Source organism: Candidatus Merdisoma sp. HCP28S3_D10 (genome assembly GCF_052065835.1).
Taxonomy (GTDB): domain Bacteria; phylum Bacillota; class Clostridia; order Lachnospirales; family Lachnospiraceae; genus Laedolimicola.
This window is the reverse complement of record NZ_JBQHTG010000002.1, coordinates 320,132-343,026: the sequence shown is the minus strand read 5'-3', so window position 1 is coordinate 343,026 and position 22,895 is coordinate 320,132. Positions and strand designations below refer to the sequence as shown.

General features: G+C 51.9%; 26 protein-coding genes. 1 reads left to right on the top strand and 25 read right to left on the bottom strand.

The window, feature by feature from the left end:
- Nucleotides 1-16: 16 nt before the first annotated feature.
- The 8 genes from ACTNCH_RS06760 to ACTNCH_RS06725 are packed head-to-tail and all read right to left on the bottom strand — an operon-like array spanning nucleotide 17 to nucleotide 8,562.
- Nucleotides 17-841, bottom strand: coding sequence for a Cof-type HAD-IIB family hydrolase (locus ACTNCH_RS06760; protein ID WP_441017104.1), 825 nt, complete (start codon nucleotides 839-841; stop codon nucleotides 17-19).
- Nucleotides 842-850: 9 nt separating this feature from the next.
- Nucleotides 851-2,758 carry a YgiQ family radical SAM protein gene (locus ACTNCH_RS06755; RefSeq protein WP_441017101.1) on the bottom strand — a complete coding sequence of 636 codons (1,908 nt, stop codon included), beginning with the start codon at nucleotides 2,756-2,758 and terminating at the stop codon, nucleotides 851-853.
- A gap of 10 nt (nucleotides 2,759-2,768) precedes the next feature.
- Nucleotides 2,769-3,443, bottom strand: coding sequence for an HAD family hydrolase (locus ACTNCH_RS06750; RefSeq protein ID WP_441017098.1), 675 nt, complete (start codon nucleotides 3,441-3,443; stop codon nucleotides 2,769-2,771).
- Nucleotides 3,428-4,150 carry a pseudouridine synthase gene (locus tag ACTNCH_RS06745; protein WP_441017095.1) on the bottom strand — a complete coding sequence of 241 codons (723 nt, stop codon included), beginning with the start codon at nucleotides 4,148-4,150 and terminating at the stop codon, nucleotides 3,428-3,430. Before ACTNCH_RS06745 ends, ACTNCH_RS06750 begins: the two co-directional genes overlap by 16 nt.
- 1 nt (nucleotide 4,151) lies before the next feature.
- Entirely contained in the window at nucleotides 4,152-5,540 is a 1,389-nt protein-coding gene (locus ACTNCH_RS06740) for an RsmF rRNA methyltransferase first C-terminal domain-containing protein (protein WP_441017092.1), read from the bottom strand.
- A gap of 18 nt (nucleotides 5,541-5,558) precedes the next feature.
- Entirely contained in the window at nucleotides 5,559-6,371 is an 813-nt protein-coding gene (locus ACTNCH_RS06735; RefSeq protein ID WP_441017089.1) for a GTP pyrophosphokinase, read from the bottom strand.
- A 14-nt stretch (nucleotides 6,372-6,385) separates the two neighbouring features.
- A complete protein-coding gene (locus tag ACTNCH_RS06730) occupies nucleotides 6,386-7,060 on the bottom strand; it encodes a M23 family metallopeptidase (protein WP_441017086.1) in 675 nt (224 codons plus the stop codon).
- A 53-nt stretch (nucleotides 7,061-7,113) separates the two neighbouring features.
- Nucleotides 7,114-8,562: an aminoacyl-histidine dipeptidase gene (locus ACTNCH_RS06725; protein WP_441017083.1), complete on the bottom strand. Its 1,449-nt coding sequence runs from the start codon at nucleotides 8,560-8,562 to the stop codon at nucleotides 7,114-7,116.
- Between the two features lie 31 nt (nucleotides 8,563-8,593).
- Here ACTNCH_RS06725 and ACTNCH_RS06720 point away from each other — a divergent pair, with 31 nt between their 5' ends.
- Nucleotides 8,594-9,556: a nucleoside recognition domain-containing protein gene (locus ACTNCH_RS06720; protein ID WP_441017080.1), complete on the top strand. Its 963-nt coding sequence runs from the start codon at nucleotides 8,594-8,596 to the stop codon at nucleotides 9,554-9,556.
- Here ACTNCH_RS06720 and ACTNCH_RS06715 read toward each other — a convergent pair.
- The 17 genes from ACTNCH_RS06715 to ACTNCH_RS06635 all read right to left on the bottom strand — a co-directional run bounded on the left by ACTNCH_RS06715 (nucleotide 9,513) and on the right by ACTNCH_RS06635 (nucleotide 22,856).
- Nucleotides 9,513-10,094, bottom strand: a complete 582-nt coding sequence (locus ACTNCH_RS06715) for an ATPase (RefSeq protein WP_441017077.1) — start codon at nucleotides 10,092-10,094, stop codon at nucleotides 9,513-9,515. The two genes, ACTNCH_RS06720 and ACTNCH_RS06715, sit on opposite strands and share 44 nt — an antisense overlap.
- 27 nt (nucleotides 10,095-10,121) lie before the next feature.
- Nucleotides 10,122-10,613 carry a pantetheine-phosphate adenylyltransferase gene (gene coaD / locus ACTNCH_RS06710; RefSeq protein WP_441017074.1) on the bottom strand — a complete coding sequence of 164 codons (492 nt, stop codon included), beginning with the start codon at nucleotides 10,611-10,613 and terminating at the stop codon, nucleotides 10,122-10,124.
- Complete coding sequence (gene rsmD / locus ACTNCH_RS06705) at nucleotides 10,610-11,173, bottom strand: 16S rRNA (guanine(966)-N(2))-methyltransferase RsmD (RefSeq protein WP_441017071.1); 564 nt, start codon at nucleotides 11,171-11,173, stop codon at nucleotides 10,610-10,612. The genes coaD and rsmD overlap by 4 nt, the downstream gene beginning before the upstream one ends.
- A gap of 3 nt (nucleotides 11,174-11,176) precedes the next feature.
- Nucleotides 11,177-12,418: a glutamate-5-semialdehyde dehydrogenase gene (locus ACTNCH_RS06700; RefSeq protein WP_441017068.1), complete on the bottom strand. Its 1,242-nt coding sequence runs from the start codon at nucleotides 12,416-12,418 to the stop codon at nucleotides 11,177-11,179.
- Nucleotides 12,419-13,015, bottom strand: a complete 597-nt coding sequence (locus ACTNCH_RS06695) for a 5-formyltetrahydrofolate cyclo-ligase (RefSeq protein WP_441017065.1) — start codon at nucleotides 13,013-13,015, stop codon at nucleotides 12,419-12,421.
- Entirely contained in the window at nucleotides 12,990-13,214 is a 225-nt protein-coding gene (locus ACTNCH_RS06690; protein WP_441017062.1) for a DUF896 domain-containing protein, read from the bottom strand. The genes ACTNCH_RS06695 and ACTNCH_RS06690 overlap by 26 nt, the downstream gene beginning before the upstream one ends.
- Nucleotides 13,215-14,078: a patatin-like phospholipase family protein gene (locus ACTNCH_RS06685; RefSeq protein WP_441017059.1), complete on the bottom strand. Its 864-nt coding sequence runs from the start codon at nucleotides 14,076-14,078 to the stop codon at nucleotides 13,215-13,217.
- The gene (gene proB, locus ACTNCH_RS06680) at nucleotides 14,075-14,926 is read right to left on the bottom strand and encodes a glutamate 5-kinase (protein WP_441017056.1); all 852 of its coding nucleotides are present in this window, start codon (nucleotides 14,924-14,926) and stop codon (nucleotides 14,075-14,077) included. The genes ACTNCH_RS06685 and proB overlap by 4 nt, the downstream gene beginning before the upstream one ends.
- Nucleotides 14,927-15,006: 80 nt before the next feature.
- On the bottom strand, nucleotides 15,007-15,402 hold the full coding sequence (locus ACTNCH_RS06675) for a hypothetical protein (RefSeq protein WP_441017053.1): 396 nt from the start codon (nucleotides 15,400-15,402) through the stop codon (nucleotides 15,007-15,009).
- Nucleotides 15,403-15,450: 48 nt separating this feature from the next.
- Nucleotides 15,451-17,109 carry a putative polysaccharide biosynthesis protein gene (locus ACTNCH_RS06670; RefSeq protein ID WP_441017050.1) on the bottom strand — a complete coding sequence of 553 codons (1,659 nt, stop codon included), beginning with the start codon at nucleotides 17,107-17,109 and terminating at the stop codon, nucleotides 15,451-15,453.
- A gap of 14 nt (nucleotides 17,110-17,123) precedes the next feature.
- Nucleotides 17,124-18,305 (bottom strand): DUF3048 domain-containing protein, encoded by a 1,182-nt coding sequence (locus ACTNCH_RS06665; protein WP_441017047.1) that lies wholly within the window; start codon nucleotides 18,303-18,305, stop codon nucleotides 17,124-17,126.
- A 14-nt stretch (nucleotides 18,306-18,319) separates the two neighbouring features.
- Nucleotides 18,320-18,817 carry an rRNA maturation RNase YbeY gene (gene ybeY, locus ACTNCH_RS06660; RefSeq protein WP_441017044.1) on the bottom strand — a complete coding sequence of 166 codons (498 nt, stop codon included), beginning with the start codon at nucleotides 18,815-18,817 and terminating at the stop codon, nucleotides 18,320-18,322.
- Nucleotides 18,795-19,784 carry a PhoH family protein gene (locus tag ACTNCH_RS06655; RefSeq protein WP_441017822.1) on the bottom strand — a complete coding sequence of 330 codons (990 nt, stop codon included), beginning with the start codon at nucleotides 19,782-19,784 and terminating at the stop codon, nucleotides 18,795-18,797. Before ACTNCH_RS06655 ends, ybeY begins: the two co-directional genes overlap by 23 nt.
- 13 nt (nucleotides 19,785-19,797) lie before the next feature.
- Nucleotides 19,798-21,018: a sporulation protein YqfD gene (yqfD, locus tag ACTNCH_RS06650; protein ID WP_441017041.1), complete on the bottom strand. Its 1,221-nt coding sequence runs from the start codon at nucleotides 21,016-21,018 to the stop codon at nucleotides 19,798-19,800.
- On the bottom strand, nucleotides 21,012-21,272 hold the full coding sequence (locus ACTNCH_RS06645; RefSeq protein WP_441017038.1) for a YabP/YqfC family sporulation protein: 261 nt from the start codon (nucleotides 21,270-21,272) through the stop codon (nucleotides 21,012-21,014). The genes yqfD and ACTNCH_RS06645 overlap by 7 nt, the downstream gene beginning before the upstream one ends.
- 52 nt (nucleotides 21,273-21,324) lie before the next feature.
- Nucleotides 21,325-21,870 carry a DUF2284 domain-containing protein gene (locus ACTNCH_RS06640; protein WP_441017035.1) on the bottom strand — a complete coding sequence of 182 codons (546 nt, stop codon included), beginning with the start codon at nucleotides 21,868-21,870 and terminating at the stop codon, nucleotides 21,325-21,327.
- On the bottom strand, nucleotides 21,870-22,856 hold the full coding sequence (locus ACTNCH_RS06635) for a diaminopimelate dehydrogenase (protein WP_441017032.1): 987 nt from the start codon (nucleotides 22,854-22,856) through the stop codon (nucleotides 21,870-21,872). Before ACTNCH_RS06635 ends, ACTNCH_RS06640 begins: the two co-directional genes overlap by 1 nt.
- Nucleotides 22,857-22,895: the final 39 nt, after the last annotated feature.

Below are 22,895 nucleotides of genomic sequence, written 5' to 3'. Positions count from 1 at the left end.
CCTGATTATTCCGGTATTATTTCAACAGATACTGATAGATAGCTTCCGCGCAGCCGTCATGCTCACAGTCTGCCACTGTTACATCGGAAATTGCCTTAATGTGATCTGCCGCATTTCCCATAGCCACAGCCAGACCGGCTGTCTCCAGTACCCGGATATCGTTATCGGCGTCACCAACGGCAATGGTTGCGTCGATAGGGATTTGCAGTGCTTCGCAAAGCCTGGTAAGACCGACGCCCTTATCTACGCCTTTTGCTGTAATCTCCAGGGATGAGTTTTCCGCGTCCACCATTTCCAAAGGAAGGTCTGACGTCCGAATCCGTTCCTTCGTCCGCTCCCTGGATTCCATGCTTCGATGGTAAAGATTGACCTTTTCCACCGGAAAGGGGTTGGCCATGTAAAAGCCGTAGAGATCATCGTGGGGCTCTACGACACTGGCATGCAGCTCTTTATAGGGTCCCATACCAAACAATTCAATCCGGGCCAGCTGATTCGTCTGTTCCAGGGATTTTTCATCCAGGATGTGCAGCATGGCGTCTTCTTTCCGGGCCAGGCGGAATAGTTCTCTCACAAGCTCCGGCTCAATTCTGTTTGTATAAAGTTCTCGTTGCTCCTGAAAATCATAAACCATGGCGCCGCTGGTACAATTTACATAGCGAAGACCCGGGATTTGCTCCCGATATGCGGACAGCTCCGGGCGGCAGCGTCCGGTGGATAGTACCACATGTTTTCCGGCGGCCAAGGCTTTTTCGATGGCTTCCCGGCAGCCAGGCGTAATCTCTTTTTTACTGTTCAGAAGTGTGCCGTCCATATCCAGGGCAATTAGTTGATACTGACTCATGTATTTCTCCTATTTCTTCTTATGTACATTTCGAATGGTTTTCTTTTTACCGCCTGCTTTTTTGGCGGGACTGTTTTTTCGGAAATCTGTTTTCTCTTCTCTCCGTTCTCTTGGATTTCCGCCCTCCGGTCGAAGCAGGCATTTGGGACCGTAACCAATCAGATCCCTACGGCCACATTTTTCCAGGGCTTCCCGCACTAATTCCCGGTTTTTCGGATCCCGGTACTGGATCAGAGCCCGCTGCATGGCCTTCTCATGGGGATTCTTCGGCACATAGACCTTCTCCATGGTCCGGGGATCCAGGCCGGTGTAATACATACAGGTGGACATGGTAGACGGCGTCGGATAAAAATCCTGCACCTGCTCCGGCATATATCCCAGATCCCGGCAGTATTCCGCCAGCTCTACGGCCTCCTTCAGGGTGGAACCCGGATGGGAGGACATCAGATAAGGAACCAGATATTGCTTTTTCTGCAGACTTTCGTTCATTTTCTTATAACGACGGCAGAATTCCTCGTAGACGCTGCGGTTCGGTTTGCCCATCTTTGAAAGCACCGCGTCGGATACATGTTCGGGAGCCACTTTTAGCTGACCGCTTACATGATATTCACAGAGCTCCTTTAAAAAGGTCTGATCCGGATCCGCCAATACATAGTCAAACCGGATACCCGAACGGATAAATACCTTTTTGACGCCGGGAACGGCCCGCAGCTTCCGGAGAAGGCTGATGTAATCCCTGTGATCTGCCTGCAGATTCGGGCAGGGCTTCGGAAACAGACACTGACGCTCCGGGCAGGCCCCGGCCTTCAGCTGCTTCTTGCAAGCAGGCTGCCGGAAATCTGCCGTAGGGCCTCCCACATCGTGGATATAGCCTTTGAAATCCTTGTCCTTTGTCATGCATTCTGCCTCCCGCAGCAGGGATTCATGGCTGCGGGTCTGGATAATCCGGCCCTGATGGAAGGTCAGGGCACAGAAGCTGCAGGCTCCGAAGCAGCCGCGGCAGCTGGCCAGACTGAATTTGATTTCAGAGAAGGCCGGAACCGCGCCTTCCTTTAGACAGGAGGGATGTACGGCTCTCTGGAAGGGCAGATCATAGACCTGGTCCATTTCTTCCTCGGAAAGGGGACGGGCAGGCGGATTCTGAACTACAAACAAATGTTCTGAATACTGTTCTGCCATTCGCTTACCACGGATGGGATCCGCATTTTTCTGCTGAATCGCAAAGCTTTCGGCATAAAGGGTTTTATCTGCCTTCATGCTCTCATAATCCGGCAGAAAAACGGCGTCATAGATATCTTCCCGATGGCTGGTTTTATAGACGGTTCCATTGACGAAGGTCACATCCCGGATGGAGATTCCCGAAGCCAGGGCGTCCGCGATTTCCACGATGGAGCGCTCTCCCATTCCGTAGGAAATCAGATCCGCGCCGCTGTCCAGGAGCAGGGAGCGTTTAAAACCGTCCGCCCAGTAATCATAGTGGGCCAGACGCCGCAGACTGGCTTCGATGCCGCCCAGGATAATCGGTACGTGCTTATAGGCATGGCGAATCAGGTTGCTGTAAACCATGTCCGCCCGATCCGGACGCTTTCCCATGATTCCTCCCGGCGTAAAGGCGTCGGTTTTCCGTCTCTTCTTTGACACGGAATAATGATTTACCATGGAATCCATATTTCCGGAGGATACCAGAAAGGCCAGACGGGGTTCCCCGTAGGCACAGACGCTTTCCGGATTTTTCCAGTCCGGCTGGGAAAGGATTGCCACAGTGTAACCATGGCTCTCCAGCACCCGGCCGATGATGGCCGGACCGAAGGAGGGATGGTCCACGTAGGCGTCGCCGATGACATAGACAAAATCCGGCTGCGTAATTCCCTGCTCCTGTAATTCTTCTTTGGTTGCGGGCAAAAATCCCTGCTTCATGTAATAACTCCTATTCTTTTACCAGAAGCTCGTAGCTTCCGTCCAGCACCTGGTAAAAATCTCTGATATAATAATCGGCTATCCGACGATTTTCCTCTTGCCGGGCTTCCGCGTAGACATCGTAAATCGAACATACCTTCGCGCCCGCGCTTTTTCCGGCCCGGGCTCCGGCCGGCGTATCCTCGAAGACCAGACAGTCTTCCGGCTTTACCCCCAGTCTGTCTGCCACCTTCAGATAGATATCCGGCGCGGGCTTTCCCGCCCCTGCCTCACAGGAGGTCATCAGGCAGCCAAAATAAGGGGCAAGCCCAAGCCCCTCCACTACCGCATCCAGGAGTTCCCGGCCATTGCTGGTGGCAATTCCGGCCTTAATTCCATGGGTTTTCAGATATTCCAGGAATTCCCGGGCGCCCGGCTTTAAAGGTACTTCATGGGCGTATTTTTCTTTGGACATGGCAATCCATTCGGCCTTGATGACTTCCAGGCTGTCTGGAAGGGAAAATCGTTTTTTAAAATAGGCCGCCGTTTCTGAAAAGCTCATACCTTCAATGGCCGGCTGTAAATCTTCCGGTACCGTAAGCCCATGCTTTCCCATATATTCCACATCAATAACGCCCCACATCCACATGGAGTCTACCAGAGTTCCGTCCAGATCAAAAAGGACTGCTTTTATTCCATCGAGCATCCTGTCTCCTCCTTTAGGTTTCTTAGTTCTTTCTCATAAAGCAGCCGGCATTCCCCAGGAGCCAGACTTTCATCCAGCTTCAGGCTTCCCATGGAAAGCCGTTTGAGATAGGTTACCTCACAGTCGATAGCCTCGAACATCCGTTTTACCTGATGATAACGCCCTTCCCGAATGGTTACTTCGATTTCAGACTCCTGGCCGGATTTTAAAATACGAAGCTTGGCCGGAAGGGTCTTTTTTTCATCGCCGATATCCAATCCCTCCAGGAAATCCTGTACATGCTCCGGCTTTACCTGCCCCCGGATGCGGGCGTAATAGGTCTTGTCCACATGTCGTTTCGGTGAAAGCAGGTAGTGAGCCAGCTTCCCGTCGTTGGTAAGCAATAGCAGGCCTTCTGTATCCCGATCAAGACGTCCCACCGGGAACAGATCCGAACGGGCGTTCTCTGGCAGAAGCTCCAGAACCGTAGCGAGCTTCCGATCCTCGGTGGCCGAGATATATCCGGCCGGTTTATGGAGCATCCAGTATTCCACACGGGAAAAGGAGACCTCTTTTCCGGATACAAAAACCCGATCCCCATCCTGAAGCTTTGCTTCCGGCTTTGTGGCAGTCGTATCATTTACGGTGACGACACCGCTTCGCAGAAGCTTCTTTACCTCGCTCCTGGTTCCGAAGCCCGCCTCACAGAGGTATTTATCCAGCCGCATACTACCACCTCCATCCGGGATAATATTTATTTTTCAAGCTTCCATTCGAAAGCTTTCCCCAGCCAAGTGGGAAGCCATCTACGCAGAACAGGCACCAGCCTTTGGTCTTCCGGGAAACCAGATCCTCCAGATCCAGGGTCTCGCCCTTCAGATACCGGAGCACACGTTCGTCTTCAGCCTTTAGGTCTATTGTATTGGCATAGTCCGTTTTTCGAAGCGCCATGGCAAGCGCCTGGCTGGGCTCAAAACGCTTCTGCTTTACTTCGCCAAGATAGAGGCCTGTCCGCAGGAAGCGGAGGGAACGGATATTTTGATTCAGCAGCGGCTCCGGAAGCAAATAAAGCCTGCCGTCATAGAGCCGGAAACGTTCTATGTTCCAGTCTATACGGAGAGCCTTTGCGAAATCCAGCCATTCCGTGGGAAGCTTTTTTAGGCTTCCCCGGGAATCCGCCTTCGCAGGCTTCATCGGAACAGAAGCCTCTTCAACCGGTTTTTGCAGCAGCGCTACGAAATGCCCTTCTCCCTGTAAACGGTGGGGAAAGAGTCTTGCCGCCTCCGCGCAGGCGCCCAGTCCCGGCGCAAAGCCAAGCTCTCTTCGGGATTCCGGCAGGGGCAGAGGCAGCAGGGAAAAGCCTTCCTCCTTCATCAGTCCTTCGATGGTTTCTTCATTTTCATGCCGGGAAAAGGTACAGGTGGAGTAAAGCAGAAGCCCGCCCGGACGGAGAAGCTTCGCCGCCGTATGTACAACGTTTCTCTGGATTTGGGCATAATAATCCGGTCCCTTTTCCAGCCAGTCCTTTACCATGGAAGGCTCCTTTCGGAACATTCCCTCGCCGGAGCAGGGCGCGTCTACCAGAATTTTATCGAACCAGCCGGGAAAATACTCCAGAAGCCGCTCCGGGGCTTCACTGGTCACCAGAATATTGCCGGCGCCGAAAAGCTCCAGATTTTTAAGCAGCGCCTTTGCCCGGGAATTGCTGATATCATTGGCTACCAGAACACCTGTTCCGTGAAGCTTTGCGGCCAGCTCCGTGGCCTTTCCGCCGGGAGCCGCGCAGAGATCCAGCACACGGTCTCCCTCCTCAACGGGCAGACAGGCAGCCGGCGTCATGGCGCTGGGCTCCTGAAGATAATAAAGCCCCGCCGCATAGTAGGGATGCCGGGAGGCCCGCTCCTGCTCCTCCAGATAAAAGCCGTTTTTTGTCCAGGGAACCGGTCGCAAAGAAAAGGCCGAAAGAGTCTGAAACTCTTTCGGACAAAGCTTTCCGGTATTGACACGGAGGCCCCGGTAGCCTTCGCTGTTTTCGTAGCTTTCCAGCCAGGCGTCATACTCGCCGCCCAGCAGTTCTTTCATTTCCTGTAAAAAGGTTTCCGGTAACTGTAACTGCATAGTTCCTCCGTTCAGGGATTATTCTTCGATAGGTAAGGACTGGGCCCGGTACCCCTCCGCAATCATATCCAGCTGTCGGTCAAAGCGCTCCAGCTGATCGATATCGTTCATGGCATAAATCCGGTAAAATTCATCCTGGATTTTCAGGATTTCCCGCTTGTTGGCTACCCGGTAGAGATTCTGCAGGTTGTTCAGAATGTCAGCCACAATGTTGGCCTGTATCCGGAAGGAGATCTGGGCGTCCATAATCTCACTGCGCACCGTAGACATCTCATTATCCAGGGTAATAATCGCGTCTGCCGCGTTATGCAGGCGTTCCTTGATGTGATCCGGGATATTCCGCTTGTATTTGTACTGGAGGGAATGCTCCACCGTAGCCCAGAAATTCATGGCCATGGTACGGATCTGTACCTCCATCTGAAGACGCTTGGGACCTTTCAGGGTGTCTACCGTGTAGCAGATGATCATGTGATAGCTGCGATAGCCGCTGCTTTTCATTTCCCGTATGTAATCCCGCTCCTGGAGAATCTCCATATCCTTCCGGTTGCGGATAATCTCTACCACCTTGTCGATATCCTCTACAAACTGACAGATAATACGGATACCGGCCAGATCATAGATCTTTTCTTCAATATCCTCCAGATCGATTTTTTTCTTCTGACATTTGTCCAGAATACTGGAAATGGTCTTTACGCGGCCGTCCACCTGTTCGATGGGACAGTAAAGCCCCCGATCCCGGTGCTCCTTGATTAGATGGTTGAACTTGGTCATCACTTCCTTGACGGCCAGTTCATAGGGATTTAATATTTCCCGCCACAATTGTATCTCCATAAAACCTCTCCTTCTTACCCGGGTGCCGCTCCTGCCACCACTTTGCGATGTGATTCCAGATAGCGCAGGAACCAGTAGGGATTGACTGCCAGCTCCGGGAACTCTTCGCTACGAAGATAAATCCCAAGATGCAGATGCACCGGAAACTGTCCCCTGGTACTCGCCTGCTTTCCATACCCCGTATCGCCCATATAGCCAAGAAGCTGTCCCGCCTGCACGGGATCTCCTTTTCGAAACTCCTCTGCATAGGAGGAAAGATGGGCATAATAAAAATAGACGTCGTGAATGCTCCGGATACCGATCCGCCAGCCGCCCTTTTCCAGCCAGCCAAGCTGTTCTACGGTTCCATCGCTGATACTGACCACCGGATAGACGCCGCTTTTGTTTTCCGGCGGCATCAGATCCGTCCCCTCATGGCCATAGCTTCCGCCGTAGGTACGCTCAAAAAGCCAGGTATTTTCATAGGTGATGACAGGCTCTCCGTTCTTGTCCTGAGGAATCGGAAAACATTCCAGATCCTTCCAGATGTTTTCGTACAGTCCATAGTATCTCCGGGCTGTTTCTTCTGCCTGCATGGACACTGTCCGGCCTGACAGGGCCTTATCCCGAAGCTGCGCTTCCAGCCCCAGGATAAACAGACCCAGTCCCGCCAACAGTAAAAGCGCGCCTGTCATTGAGACCTTACGCATCCTGCCGAATCACTCTCCACCTTTTGTTTTGCCCCAGGCATCATAGTATATGATTAACGAAGCTCTTTTAGAACCTCTACGACAAATTCGTAGATACGTTTTGTGGAAGAAATACTCAGTCGCTCCTTCGGCGTATGAATATCATACAGGTTCGGTCCGATAGAAACGCAGTCCAGTCCTTCCATCTTGCCACTGAAAAGTCCGCACTCCAGACCGGCATGGATAGCCATGACCTTCGGATCTTCCTGATACATCTTCTTGTATACAGAAACCATGGTATCCCGCAGGTCTGACTCATGACGGTATTCCCAGCCCGGATAGTCTCCCTTTTCTTCATAGGTTCCGCCCAGGAATTCTACACAGTGACGCAGACGGCTGCTCAGCTCCAGTTTTTCAGACTCTACGGAGCTGCGGATACTGAAGACTGCGGTTGCTTCCTGCTCGTCCATTCTGAGGACGCCCAGATTCAGGGAGGTCTGTACCAGTCCCGGAATATCCATGCTGTTCTTGATTACACCATTGGGCACCATATGAAGCACATACATCAGGATAGAAGCACACTTGGGCGTCAGGGCCTGACCCTTGCCCTTTCCTTCTGAGGCAAAACTTACAGTCACACCGGCGTCGCTGGCTGCGTATTCGGTCTTGTAGATGGCGTCAAGCGCTGTCAGACGCTCCTCGAAGGCTGCCGTCTCATCCTCCGGCACGTAGAGAACTGCCTGAGTGCTGCGGGGAATCGCATTGTCCATCAGTCCGCCACCCAGCTCTGCAATGCGGAAATTGACGGTCTCGTCCAGCCAGCACAGGGCTCTACCCATAAGGATATTGGAATTCCCATGCTCCTTATGAATCTCAGCTCCGGAGTGACCGCCCTGCAGACCGTCTACCGTTACCGTATAACGGACGCCTTCGGTCTCCTGATATACAGCCGGAATGTGCAGGATACCCACCATGCCGCCGGCACAGCTTACCGTAAAGATACCTTCCTCCTCAGAATCGATGTTGATCAGTCTGCGGCCCTTCATATGGGAAGCGTCAAAATCCTTTGCTCCCAGAAGACCCACCTCCTCGCCGGTGGTAAACAGACATTCCAGACGGGGATGGGACAAAGTGTCGTCATCCAGGATAGCCAGGGCTACCGCTACGGCAATTCCGTCATCGCCGCCCAGGGTGGTTCCCTTTGCATAGACAAAATCACCATCTACAGCCACATCCAGCGGATCCTTTTTAAAATCAATGGGGCAGTCTGCCTCTTTTTCGCATACCATGTCCAGATGTCCCTGGATAATAACGGTCGGCGCATCCTCGTAACCAGCGGAGGCTTCTTTTGTGATAACCACGTTATTGAATTCGTCACAGGAAGCGGCAAGACCGCGCTCTCTGGCAAATTCCATACAATATTTTGCGGCTCCCGCCTCATTGCCGGATCCCCGGGGAATCTGTGTCAAATCCTCAAAAAATTCAAATACCTTCTTAGGCTCTAAACCTTCTAATACTCGCATATTACTCCTCCTTATTTTCATATATAATTTCATGAAGAAAAAATATAGTTATCTCATACTTTGTCTGATTCTCTTTGCTTTTATGCTCCTGTCGCCCGCCCGGGCCGCCGCTGCAGCCTCGGAAGGACTGCTGCTCTGGTTTCACGCCCTGATTCCGGTACTGCTGCCGTTTTTTATTCTGTCCCGGCTTCTGATTGTCCTGGACGGCGTCGCTTTCGTCACTCGTCTGATCGAGCCTTTTACCGGGAGACTCTTCGGACTTTCTCCCAATGGCTCCTTCTGCCTCCTGGCAGGATTCCTGTGCGGTTACCCCGCAGGAGCCCGGATTTCGGCAGATCTGGTTCGGGAACGGCGTATCTCGCCGGAAGAAGGAACTTACCTTCTTACCTTTACCAACAACGCCAGTCCCGCGTTTCTGACCGGCTATTGTCTGACGGAAAGCCTTGGACTTCCGGAACAAATCCCAATTTCCCTGGCTCTGGTATACGGGATTCCACTTCTCTACGCCCTGCTGACCAGACGGGGACGTTGTTTCCCTTCTCTGTCTACAGAAAAAAAGACATCCGGATCTCAAATCAGCTTCAAAATCGTGGATGCCTGTATCATGGACGGACTGGAAAATATCCTGAAGCTTGGGGGCTATCTTATCCTGTTTTCCATGCTGGCAAAGCTCCTACTGTTTCTGTTCGATCTCTGTCCGCTTCTGTCCTGCATCGGGGCAGGAATGCTGGAAATGACAAACGGCATTGCTGTCACTGCAGCTTTGCCGGAGATAGCTCCGCAAACCGCCTGGGTTCTGACTCTTTTTTATCTGTCCTTCGGCGGCCTGTCCGGAGCTGCCCAGACAGAAAGTATGCTGCAGGGAACGGATCTATCTCTTGGCTCTTATCTGAAAGCAAAAACCGTGACTGCAGCGACTACCCTCTGTCTCGCTTTTATTTATCTGCTGCTTACTGGTCGTCTTCCGCCATTTCCCCGGAAGGCTGCTCTGTAATAGCCGGACCTAATTCTGCCCGGTTGCTTGCCAGAATCTCATTAAAGTTATTCAGGGAATTCATCATGGACTCATAGCGGGCTGCATGTCCCTCCATGGTCTGACGAATCAGATTCTGCAGGTTGCCCAGCATATCGTCCGTGTAACGCATAGCCTGCATCCGGAAGTTGTTCGCCTCGATGGTAGCGGCGTCCAGACGCTTCTGGGCTTCCGCCTCCGCAGCTGCCATAATCTCATTGGCCTGCACGTAGGCCTGCTGCATGATCTCATGCTCGTTGATCAATTCGGTCGTATGTATATTGGCCTCCTTGATAATAGCGTCTGCCTTTGACTGGGCGTCTGCCAGAATAGCGTCCCGGTTTGCCAGAACCTTCTGATAACGCTTGATCTCCTCCGGAGTCTTCATGCGAAGCTCTCTGAGAAGCTCTTCTATCTCCTCTTTATTTACAATGATGTTGGTCTTTGATAATGTCTGCGGCTTGCAGCCGTCAATATACTCCTCGATTTCTTCGATGATCTGTTCGATCTTGCTGCTCATAAAACCGTTCTCCTCTCCATTTCCGATTTAGATTCCGTAACGCTCCTTCATGCGCTCCCGGATTTTTCTCTCCACATAGGGCGGGACAAAGGCGGAAATATCACCGCCGAAGGATGCCACCTCTTTGACCGTGGTGGAACTTAGATAAGCATATTCCAGACTGGTCGTAAGGAACAGGGTATCCAGATCCGGACTCATGATCCGGTTGGTCTGGGCCATCTGCAGCTCATAGTCAAAATCCGTAATTGCCCGCAGACCTCTTACGATGATATGGGCCTCGCATTCCTTTGCGAAATCCACCAGAAGTCCGGTAAAGGAACGAATCCGGATATTGGGATATTCCTTTGTGACTTCTTCTAACATCTTAACACGTTCTTCCACAGAAAACAACGGAGACTTGGCCCGGTTATTCAGAACGCCTACCACCAGCTCGTCCACAATATGCGCCGCCCGGACTATCACGTCCAGGTGTCCTTTGGTTACCGGGTCAAAGCTTCCCGCATAGATTGCTCTAATCATTCGTCTCCCTCATCCGGCTCTATAAAAAGATGCCGGTTCGTCTTGTATTTTTTTATCTTACGGATCCGATAGCCCAGATCCTCTATCCAGTCCGTATCCTCCGAAAGCGCTGTCTCCAGAACGATGGTGGTATCTTCCGTCATGAGTCCGGAATTCCGAAGATAAGCCAGCACCTCCTGCTCCAGTCCCTTTCCATAGGGCGGATCAAGAAAAATGATATCAAAGGGTTCTTCTCCCTCCAGTACCCGTAGCGCTCCCAGAGCGTCCATAAAAAATACCCGGGCCCGGTCGGCAAGTCTGGTAAACGCCAGGTTCTCTCCGATACAGTCATAAGCCTTCCGGTTATTTTCCGCAAAAGCGGCAAAGTCCGCTCCCCGGCTCAGGGCCTCGATACCGATAGCGCCGCTGCCGCCAAAGAGATCCAGAAAACGGCAGCCCGGAATCTCCGGCTGCAGCATATTAAACAAGGTTTCTTTGATCCGATCTGTCGTGGGCCGGGTATTCAGGCCTTCGATACAGCGAAGGGGCATACTTCTGGCTGTTCCTGCTATAACTCTCATCTCCTACCCCCTTACCTGTCCGTTTCCGGTAATTTCGTACTTATAGGAAGTCAGCGCCACAAGTCCCATGGGGCCTCTGGCATGGAGCTTCTGGGTACTGATGCCAATCTCCGCGCCAAAGCCGAATTCAAAGCCATCCGTGAAACGGGTAGAAGCATTGACATACACGGCTGCCGCGTCCACTTCCTTTAAAAACTTATCCGCGTGCTCCTGATTCTTTGTAATAATAGCCTCAGAGTGTCCGGTGTTATAACGGTTGATATGGGCAATGGCTTCCTCGATGGTATCCACGGTCTTTACTGACAGAATATAATCCAGATATTCCGTTCCCCAGTCTTCTTCCGTAGCCTTCTGCATGGGAACTGCCTCCCGGGCAGCCTCATCGCCGCGCAGCTCCACCTGTTTCTCCTGCAGGCGTTTTGCCAGAAGAGGCAGGAATTCATCCTTTACCTTCCGGTTTACCACCAGGGACTCGCAGGCATTGCAGACGCCAATCCGCTGGGTTTTGGCATTGTATACAATATCCACTGCCTGATTGAGATCCGCTGTCTCGTCCACATAGATATGGCAGTTTCCGGATCCGGTTTCGATAACCGGAATGGTACTGTTATTTACTACCGTAGCGATAAGCCCGGAGCTTCCCCGGGGAATCAGCACATCTATGTATCGGTTCAGCTTCATAAAGGCTGCCGCCGTCTCCCGGCTGGTATCTGTCAGAAGCTGAATCGCGGTTTCTGGATAACCGCAGAGCTGAAGAGCCTTCTGCAGCACCCGGGTGATCGCCAGGTTGGAATGAATCGCGTCACTTCCGCCCCGGAGTACCACCGGATTGCCCGTCTTAAAACAGAGTCCGAAGGCGTCTGCGGTTACGTTAGGCCGCGCCTCATAGATGATACCGATAACGCCCAGAGGCACCCGTACCTGACGGATATGCAGGCCGTTTTCCGGTACCCAGTCTTTCATAATCTCGCGCACCGGATCCGGAAGAGCTGCAATCTGGCGAAGTCCCTCTGCCATTCCTTCGATCCGTTCCCCGGTCAGCTTCAGGCGATCCAGAAGCCCCGGCTTCATACCGCGAGCTCTGCCTGCTTCCATATCCTGCTCATTGGCTTTCAGAATCTCATCCTGTTCTGTTACCAGAAGCTCTGCCGCTTTTTGGAGCACCCGGTCCTTTTCTTCCCGGCCCAGCACCCGGAGAACCGGCTCTGCCTCTTTTGCTTTCTGTCCAATGCTCTCTAATGTCATCTATACCCTCCCAATGATCCGTTTCTCTGTCACGATCTTTTCCGGACAGATGTCAAAAGCCTCATAAGGAACCTGCGCTTTTATCTGAAACTCAAAGGCCAGCGCCACTCTGGAAAGCCCCGGATGTGCCTCCAGGAAACGATCGTAGAAACCGCCGCCAAAACCAATCCGGTGACGTTCTTCGTCAAAAACTACACCGGGCATTAACATCAATGCCTTTTTCTCATCACCGCATTCGTCAGCCGGATGTTTCTCGTATGGCTCCCGGATGCCATAATAGCCTTCCTCCAGGTCCTCCTCCAGGGAAGTAATATAAAAGAATTTCATATTCTCTCCCAGTACCTTCGGCACAGCCACCCGTTTTCCGTCTGCCCAGGCAGCCCGGATGATATCTGAAGTCTCCACCTCATGTTTGCTGTCTACATAAATATAAAGCACTTCCGCAGCCTGGTATTCCGGCAGGGTCAGCACCTGATCCCGTACCTTCAGACTCATGGCATGGATCTCTTCATCCGTATGAGCTGCCCGGAGAGACTTAATCTCTTTTCGCAGTACTTTCTTTTGTTCCTTTTTAGTTTCCTTTTCTGTTTTCATCATATTTTTCACCCAGATTTACGATACTTCCGTCCTTTTCTTTAATATCGATGTTGTTCAGCTGTCCTCTGAGATTTTTGCGGACAGACTCAATATATTCCAGACGCAGAAGCTTCTGTTCTTTCTTTTCCGCATCCGTCAGGCCTTCCGCCTTGGAGCGGCGGTACAGCTCATTGATGCGGGCAATCTTCTGTGGATCCATTTATTTATCTCCTTCCCATTCGACAAAGGCTGCTGCTTTTTCAAACACATCCTTTGCGTATTCATATCCATGATTGTAAAATTCTGTAAGAACTGCCTCATGATTTTCCGTGTTCTTTACCACCGGAACCTGGGGACGGATCACGTACACATGGCCCCGGTTTTCCAGATCCTCGATCAGCTCCATGGTACGATTGTAATAGTACGCGCGGTACTTGATGGCACGGATCAGATTCGGGTACTTCTGATACATAATCTGGGCCATCTTTAGGGTTTTTCTGGCAGGGGCCTTCCGATAGCCCTCCTGTCTGGTCAGAATGATAATGGGCTTTTTTACCCCATCACGGAGAGCCTTCCGGATGGGAACGGAATCAGCCACGCCGCCGTCCGACATGGGAATATCGTCCACCTTTACCAGCGGGGATACAACCGGAAGACTGGAGGAAGCACGGCAGATAGCCATCAGCCTCTGTCTGTCCTGATCTTCTGTCAGATAGGCCGCCTTTCCCGTCAGGGCATTGGTGGCTGTCAGGACACATTCGATTCCGGAGGAAAAGTAAGTATCATAATCAAAGGGAATGATTTTATTGGGAAAGATATCAAAAATCAAATCCATATTGAACAGGCTGTGGGTCTTCACCAGAGACCTAAGGCCGATATAGCTGCCTGCCTCCAGAAAGTCGATGGTACACAGCTTCATCCTCCCAGGCTGATGGGAGACGTAATTCACCGCGTTGCAGGCTCCCGCCGATACGCCGATGACATAGGGCAGATACATTCTCTGCTCCATAAAATAATCCAGTACGCCCGCTGTAAACACGCCGCGGGTGCCGCCGCCTTCCAGTACCAAACCTGATTTTCTCATGAAAAATGCGCCTCCAGAAATGTCTTTAAATCAAAACTTTCATCTTTATGTGCCTGGAAAAAGGTTCCATATCTCTCCCCGTTTACGATCTTATGGATAACACTCATGTCGCCGCCGTTAGCAATCAGCATATCGGCGCCTGTTGCCGTAGCCAGCTCTGCCGCAATCAACTTGGTCGCCATACCGCCGGTTCCGACGGAGCTTACGGCGTCCTTTCCCATTCCCATCAGCTCTTCATCCAGATATTCCACAAAGGGAACAAACTCAGCCTTCGGATTGGTATTGGGATTGTCCGTATAAAGTCCGTTGATGTCAGACAAAAGGATCAGCAAATCCGCGTCCACCAGAGAAGCTACGATGGCTGACAGGGTGTCATTATCGCCGTGGAGAATCTCAAAGGTTGAGATACTGTCGTTGGAATTTACAACCGGAATGGCGCCCAGAGCCAGAAGCTCTTCAAAGGTATCCTGGGCATGCCGCCGGTTTTTCCGGTTGATCATGGTATTACGGGTCATCAGGATCTGGGCTGCCACCTGATTGTATTCCGCAAAGAACTTCTGGTAAATCATCATCAGGCGCGCCTGTCCGATGGCCGCGCAGGCCTGCTTTGTAGGGACGCTTTCCGGCTTTTCCTTTAATCCCGCCGCCTTTCTTCCCACGCCGATGGCTCCTGAGGTAACCAGGATCACGTCCTTGCCCTGGTTATGAAGATCCGAAAGCTCCCGGACCAGGTGCTCCACCTTAATCAGATCCAGACTTCCCGTCTCCTTATGAATCAGGGAGGAGGTTCCTACCTTTACCACAATTCTTTTCTTATCTTTTATCTTTTCTCTGTAGTCTGCATTCATGCTGTCTGTTCCTCGTCACAGTTTCCTGTCTATCTTTTTTATCCTTTTAACTTTACACCATAACGGGCGGAATAGCAAGTTTAACTGGAGTAATTCTCCAAGAAATCATAAAGTGCTGCCTCGTCCCGAATTGCTTTTCCCGCCCGGATTTCCCCCTGCAAGGCTTCCGGAAGCAGAGAAATGGGGATATCTGTCGTCTCATACAACGTTGTGCCGTCCCCCTGATAGATGGAAACGGTTCCACTTTGTTCCTTTAGATAAAACCGGGCTGTTTGTTCCGCTTCCGACGTCTCAGACTGCACAAGCCGCGGGGCAGAGGCCGCCTTTTTTGCAGCTGATTCCAGCTGCTCAATCCGCTTCTGCAGCTTCGCCTGCTCTTTTTGCATAGCACGCTCAGACATAAGGCTTCCGGAATAGTATGCCAGGGTCAGTAACAGAACGATCCCAATCGCTCCGGCCAGAATTCTTTTTACCATAAAAACCCTCCTTTTGGGAACAGTATGTCCAAAAAGAAGGGTTTTCTCTCACAGCAGGCGAATTTTCTTTAAGATTCTGACCAGGCTTCTTCCTTTGGGAAAGCTTGCCAGCTCTTCTTCCGTGATACCGTGTAGCAGCAGAATAAAAAACGCGTAAATTACAACGGCCAGGCACAGACATAGAACCGTAGCGAAACGGATGCCGATCACCTTATGAAGGGGCGCATACAAAAGCCACACAGCCAGCGCCATAATCAGGGAAGACACGCCGGGTATCAAAAAGGTACGGATCAGCTCCTGATGGTAATCCAGATATTTGCGGATAGCCAATCCGTTCAGCACGCACATCAGAACCGCAAAGAAGAGATAGGAAATAACCACGCCGTAGATGTGGAGCTTTCCAAACTGTACCAGGCCAATCATCAGAAGCAGATGGGTCACCAGCGCAATCACCGCGTTCCGAACCGGAATCCGCATATGGTCAATGCCCTGCAGGATCCCATTCGTCAGGGTTGAAAGGCCATAGAAAATCACGGCCGACGAACCAATCAGGAACAGCTTCGGCGCAATCTCGTTGGAATTCCAGGACAGAAGATCCAGAATCGGCTCTCCCAGAGCGGTCAGTCCAAAAGCACTGGGGATACAGATCATCATAACCATCCGGATAGCGCCCTCTGTCTTCCGGCACATCTCTTCCCGGTCACCGGCGATCCGGGCACGGGTCAGCGCCGGAATCGTAGATGCGGAAAGAGCCGATGCCACAGCGATGGGCACATTGGTCAGAAGCTTGTATTTTCCCACATAAATGCCCCAGTAGACCTCCACGCTACTCTTATTTGCCTTCTGCACATCCAGCATCAGATATTTGAAGATACCCTGATCTACGATTCCGCTGATGTTGTAGACGGCGGTGCTCAAGATAACCGGAACAATGGTCATAATCAGCACGCGCAGGGTGCTTGCGTAGCTTTCCTGCTGACTTACATGATCCCGCCGTATATTTTTCTGCAGCACCCGGTTGTACATCAGCATGACAAGGATCAAGAACAAGAGACCTGCCGCCGCGCCCAGGCTGGTACCCAGGGTACTTCCGGCCGCGCCGTAGATGGCTCCGCTCTTGCCGTTCGTAATTCCGGCTGCCTGATCCAGTTTTACGCCATAAGAAAACAGATAGCTGGCGGCCGCGATACTCACAATGGCGTTGACAATCTGCTCGATAATCTGAGAAATCGCCGTAGGCATCATGGTTCCCATGCCCTGGAAATAACCGCGCAGCACACCCATAACCGCCATTACAAATACAGCCAGCGCCAGCACTTTCAGGCACAGCTCACTCTCCGGCGTATTTAGAAGGGTTCCCGTAAAGAAGCCGGCGCCGAAAAAGGTCAGGGCGGAGCCGGCCGCGCCGACCACAAGCGCCATATAAAGGGCGCCTTTGAAGGCTCTCCAGGAATTGCGGTATTCTCCCAGCGCCACCTTGGCGGAAATCACCTTGGATACGGCCAGGGGTAGGCTGTAGGAGGAGATCAGCAGAATCACATTATAGATCTCATAAGCCGCGGAATAGTAATCATTTCCATGGTCGGTGATAATATTGGTCACCGGCAGCCGGTACAGAAGTCCGATGATCCGGCTTACGATGGACGCGATGGCCAGAATGCTGCCCTGCATAATATAATTGGATTTTGAACTTTTTTTCTTTCCCATGCTTCCGCTATTCCTTACTGAACGACCACATCATCCTTATAATCATTCCAAATGATACAGATAAAGGTCTTTCCGTTATTTAATGTAATTTCCTGATCATTTTCGTCATAGTAACGGGCCGGAGTACCCAGCTCGCCCGGATTCTTCCAGTAGCCGTCGATCTCCTTGCCATTGGTGAATACCTTACACTCATTTCCGTTGGACTGGGTCGCGAAATGCAGATAATCCTTGGCGTCCAGTACATTTCCGTCACAGTACTGGAAGATGACGTTGGTAACCGCCACCTGCTTTCCGTTAAGCTCGTCGGTATGGGGATTTCCATAGGTCCAACGATAATACTTCCGATCTGAGGCGTTATATTTGAAGGTAGCCTTGACGCCGCCGAAACCATTTTTGCCGCCGTCCCCGCCCGGCTTCAGGACGGTTGCGTCCGGGTATCCCTGGTATTCTTCGATGGAATCGGTGTCCGCGAACTTAAACTTACCCGGATAATCCTCCGGCATGGTCATATCATATCCCTTTTTCTTGATATCTTTCTTAATTCCCCGGGGAAATGCGTAAAGGGTATGCTCCGTCGCCTTACCCGGACGGCTGATCCGGTCGTACATGGCCGTAGCCGGATGCTCGATTCCCTTGGTACCGCCGGAAAGCACATCGTACTTTCCGCTGTTCAGATCTGCCAGCGCGTACTGGGCCTGTCCGAAATGCGCGTATACCGGATGAAACTCCTGGGCAAAATGAAGATAATAAAGCCGGCAGCTTCGTACGGAGCCGATACGTTCCAGATTTTCCCAGTCCTCAAATACACCCATCCAGCGGGTGATACGCCCCTCTACGGGGCATTCATAAATGACAGACGCATTGGATACGCCGGACATGGGAAGAGCCGCGGACGTATTGTTCAGCATGATAGCCAGGGGCCTGGTCTTCCCCATCTCCTCGTCAATCCAGTCCCCGGTGAAATAACTGCGGATTTTTCCGTTTACCACCTCACGGGGAGCCGGTGCGGGATCCTCCTCCTGCGTGTCCTCATCAGTATTCTCTTCCTGTTCCTGCTCCCAGGCGATTACCTCCGCCTCGGTATTGAACGTATTTTCTTCCGTCTCCTGCGCCTCTGCCTTTCCGCAGCCAGCCATGCCGATCAGACAAGCGGAAAGGCACAGAAGTCCTATTCTCTTCAGGTATCCCTGCTTCATCCCGGATATCCTCCCTAACGTAAAATATTCAGGCTTTCCAGAATGGCAGCCTGCTTTGCCTCCATCTCGCGCGCCTCCTCCGGTACCATGTGGTCATAGCCGAAGAGGTGCAGCATGCTGTGGGCAATCAGGAACGCGTATTCCCGCGTCCGGCTGTGTCCATACTTTTCCGCCTGCTCAATCACCTTGTCTACGGAAATAATAATATCTCCCAGGACCAGCTCTCCGGTCTCCGGATTAAAGCAGTCTGCCTGATCGTCCTCCACAAAGGCAAAATCTGCCGGTGTCTCATACTCCAGCATGGGAAAGGACAGAACGTCCGTCGGGCGGTCGATTCCCCGATGCTCCCGGTTCATCTCATGGATTCCCTCATCATCGGTCAGAAGCAGATTCACTTCTGTTTCATAAGGACACTTTTCGTATTCCAGCGCTTCTTCAATTACCTGTCTTGCGACTCCTTCCACATCCACGTTGAACGGAGTGTTATATTCATCTTCTATGTTGACGGTCATAGCTGTCCTTTCTGGAGCTTCTTCGCTCCTGGGCTTTTTCATAGCTTTCATAGGCCTGTACGATCTTCTGTACCAGCGGATGACGTACCACATCCTTGCTGGTCAGCTCGCAGAAGCCGATATCCTCTACCTTCGCAAGCACCTTCATGGCTACCTCCAGGCCGGATTTGACGCTGCCCGGCAAATCCTTCTGGCTGGCGTCGCCGGTCACGATAACCTTGGAGCCGAAGCCAATACGGGTCAGGAACATCTTCATCTGGGCCGGAGTGGTATTCTGGGCCTCGTCCAGGATAATAAAGGCGTTATCCAGGGTTCTTCCCCGCATATAAGCCAGAGGCGCCACTTCGATCAATCCCTTTTCCATATTTTTCAGGAAGCTTTCCGCTCCCATAATCTGATACAGGGCGTCATAGAGGGGACGCAGATAGGGATCCACCTTGCTCTGCAGATCGCCCGGCAGAAAGCCCAGCTTCTCACCGGCTTCAATGGCGGGACGGGTCAGGATAATCCGGCTCACCTCATTATTTTTAAAGGCTGTAATCGCCATGGCCATGGCCAGATAGGTCTTACCAGTTCCGGCGGGGCCGGTGCCGAACACAATCATATGGTTCCGGATCATGTCCACATACTTCTTCTGTCCCAGGGTTTTCGGTTTGATGGGCTTGCCTGCAATGGTATGGCAGATCAGTTCCTTGTCAATCTCCACCACTGCCTGCTCCTGTCCTTCCATGGACAGCGCCAGGGCATAATCCACGTTCTGCTCCTGAATCACATTGCCCCGTCTGGACAGCTCCAGAAGCTGTTCCATGACCCGGGCCGCCTGTCTGGTATATTCGGCCGGACCTAAGATCTTTACCTCTCCATCCCGGGCAATGATCGATACCTTCAGGGTTTGTTCTATTTTTTTCATATGGCTGTCGAACTGTCCGAACACATTACTCTGGTGCTCAGCCGGTACGTCCAGCATCCGTTCTACGATATTACTCAAGTGCTGCCTGCTCCTTTTGTCCTTTTTGGGGAACTCCAATCTCCTCCAGAGCCACAATCTGCCCCTTTGAAACGCAAAAATTCCTGCCGATATCTATTGTAACATCATTTTCTACAATTTGAACCCCTTTTTGTATCAAATTATTTAAAAATTCTTTAAGATTCGCCCGGGCCAGCGCTTCTGCTTCCTTTTTTGTATAGGCTTCTGTATCAACCTCGTATTCCGATCTCTGCTGAATTCCCACCGTGAAAGGAAGATAAAAGCTATCTGTCAGACGTAAGGGATATTCCTTTTCCACCGTGGTATACAAAGAGAAAGAGCGGGGATCGGAAACAGAAAGGCTCTTTCCTGCGATCTTCAGAGATACGCCATACCGGCGTCTGCCGGTAAAACGACGTTCCTCGTGGGCCAAAAGGAAGCGCTCCTCATAGGGATATACCGTCCGGGCCCAGACGTCGCCGTCCGCCGTTCCCTCCTGTACCTCCGTCACCTCCCCGTTATCATTCAGAAGCTCTACCGTACCGCTGATGAGCAGGGTTCCCTTCATAATTTCAGCCCCAGGCTGCACCCGGGCCGTACCGCTTCGCACCAGAATTCCTGTGATAACGCCGTCCCGTTTCGCAACCAGATCCGTATAGGAATCGGACGGGCTTTCGTTTTCTGCTTCCGGCGTCAGATCCTGATTTTCCCGAATCCGGATTACCAGCTCGGTTCCCTTCAGTCTGGCTGAGACCCAGGTGACATCCGGAAAATGAATCCGGAGCAGAGACTGGATTTTCTTACAGTCTACTTTTGGTTTCCCCATGCCGGGAACGATGCCCTCCTCCGCCAGGTAATCCAGAATCACATCGGTGCTTCGGGCCCGGTTTCCCTCGATCCGGATATTCCAGACAAACAGGGAAAGCAGATAGAGAAGCAGGCAGCAGGCAGCGATACCGATGGGAAACATCTTCCGTTTCCGGTTCCGGTACAGAAAAAAAGGAAGGCCGTGGCGTTCCTTGATGCTTACACGCGCATGGGCCTTTCTGCACAACGGCCTTATTTTCCGGAAATCCCGGATGCTCAAATTCATCTCATAAGCGTTCCCCACGCTCTGTAAATCCCACAAGGACAGGTTTCTGGCTTTGCAGAGATTCAGGAAGCGCTCCGGTGAATAGCCCTGCAGGTGAATCCGCACATAACCCTTCAGATAACGCAACAGCTGATTCAGCAATATTTTACCTCCTGGATTTCTCCGGCGATCTTCATTTCCTCGTTGGTGTAATAGACAATTTCCAGCTGAGCACCGCATATCTCCAGCTTACAGGTACGGGTCTGTATCCGGATAAGCTTTTCCGTATATTCAATGAGGCTCATGTAGTTTTCCACATAAGCCTCACAATTTCCGGTAATGGTCAGAATCACCGCCCCCAGGGTCAGATCCCTGGGAAGATTCAGAGCATCACTCAGCTGCCCTTTTACGTTCATGAATTCCGGACCTTAACTTTCCTTACCTCACTCTATGCATTTTTTCTGTGTTCTATGCGTTCTGATACAGAATAAGGCTGAACCAGGTCACCAGCCCGCTTCCGTTCATAAAGCTGATGCCCTGTTTTTCTGCCAGCTCGGTCACCAGAATCCCATAGCTTTCGATACAGGGGAACATCCGATCCGGATGACGGCAGGGAGCCTCCGGATAAGCACAGGTGCTGCAGATGGCGCAGGATTCCGTGGAAAGCACCTGGGTCTTTCCGCAATAGCCTGCTAGCCGGTCACGAAGCTGCCTGGTAATTTCCTCATGCTCCCGTCTGGTGGACAGCATGGCGGACATATCCTCCGTATCTACGCCTTCGGCAATGGTGGTGAACATCAGTACGTCATCGTACTGCAGGCAGCGAGTCTTACATTCCTCTACCGTTCCCACTGCCGGTGGGCAGGACCAGGAGGTGCCGTAACGGGGGCACTCGCTCCGGCAGATATAACGCACCTCCTCCCGGAAGGGAATATCCTCTGGCTCCACAAAGGCATACTCACACACAGGGAAGGCGCTTAATTCTTTCTCAATCTGTGGGCGAAGCGGTTTCATTACAATAAGGTCGCGCGGAGCTCTTCGCCGCTCTTCGGGCTTAAATATGCCGGAGCCACATCGAATACGGTCTTACAGCCTTTCATGCCCTCCTGATTCATACGGTATGCAGCTCTTGCGTAAGCTACCAGGACACTGGAGGTAAATTCCGGATTGGAATCCAGCTTCAGACTATATTCAATCAGATGATGATTTTCCTTTTCCCGTCCGGTTACGCCGCTTCGCAGTACGAATCCGCCATGAGGCAGACGGCTGTGATACTGCTGCATTTCCTCTTCGGTAATGAAATGAACAGTGGTATCATAGTCAGCGAAGTAATTGGGCATAGTTGTGATTTCTTCTTCTACCTTTGCGGGATCAGCGCCCTCCTCCAGAACCACAAAGCACTCCCGAGTATGCTTTTCTCTGGCTGTCAGCTCCGGTGCCTTTCCGGAACGCACTGCCTCCAGGGCGCTTTCTACCGGAATGGTGTACTGTCTTGCGTCCTTTACGCCTGCGATCCGTCGGATGGCGTCAGAATGCCCCTGGCTTACGCCCTTTCCCCAGAAAGTATAATCCTTTCCCTCCGGCAGAATAGCGCCTGCGTACATCCGGTTCAGGGAGAACAGACCCGGATCCCAGCCTACGGAAATAATGGCTACCTTACCGCTCTTTTTCGCTGCCGCGTCTACATCCGCAAAATGCTCCGGAATCCGCGCATGGGTGTCGAAGCTGTCAATGACATTGAAATATCCGGCACACTCCGGCGTCTGCTTCGGCAGATCCGTCGCGCTTCCGCCGCAGAGAATCAGAACATCCAGCCGATCCTTCCAGTCCGCAAGCTTGGAGGCGCTTACCACCTCCGCCGTCTCAGACCAGATCTTCAGATTCTCCGGATCTCTTCTGGTAAATACCGCCTTCAGTTCCATATCCGCATTCTGGGCTATCGCGCATTCCACGCCACGTCCCAGATTGCCATATCCCATAATTCCAATCCTGATACTCATGTTATCAAATCCTCTCTTTGTCATACTTTGTAAGTCGCG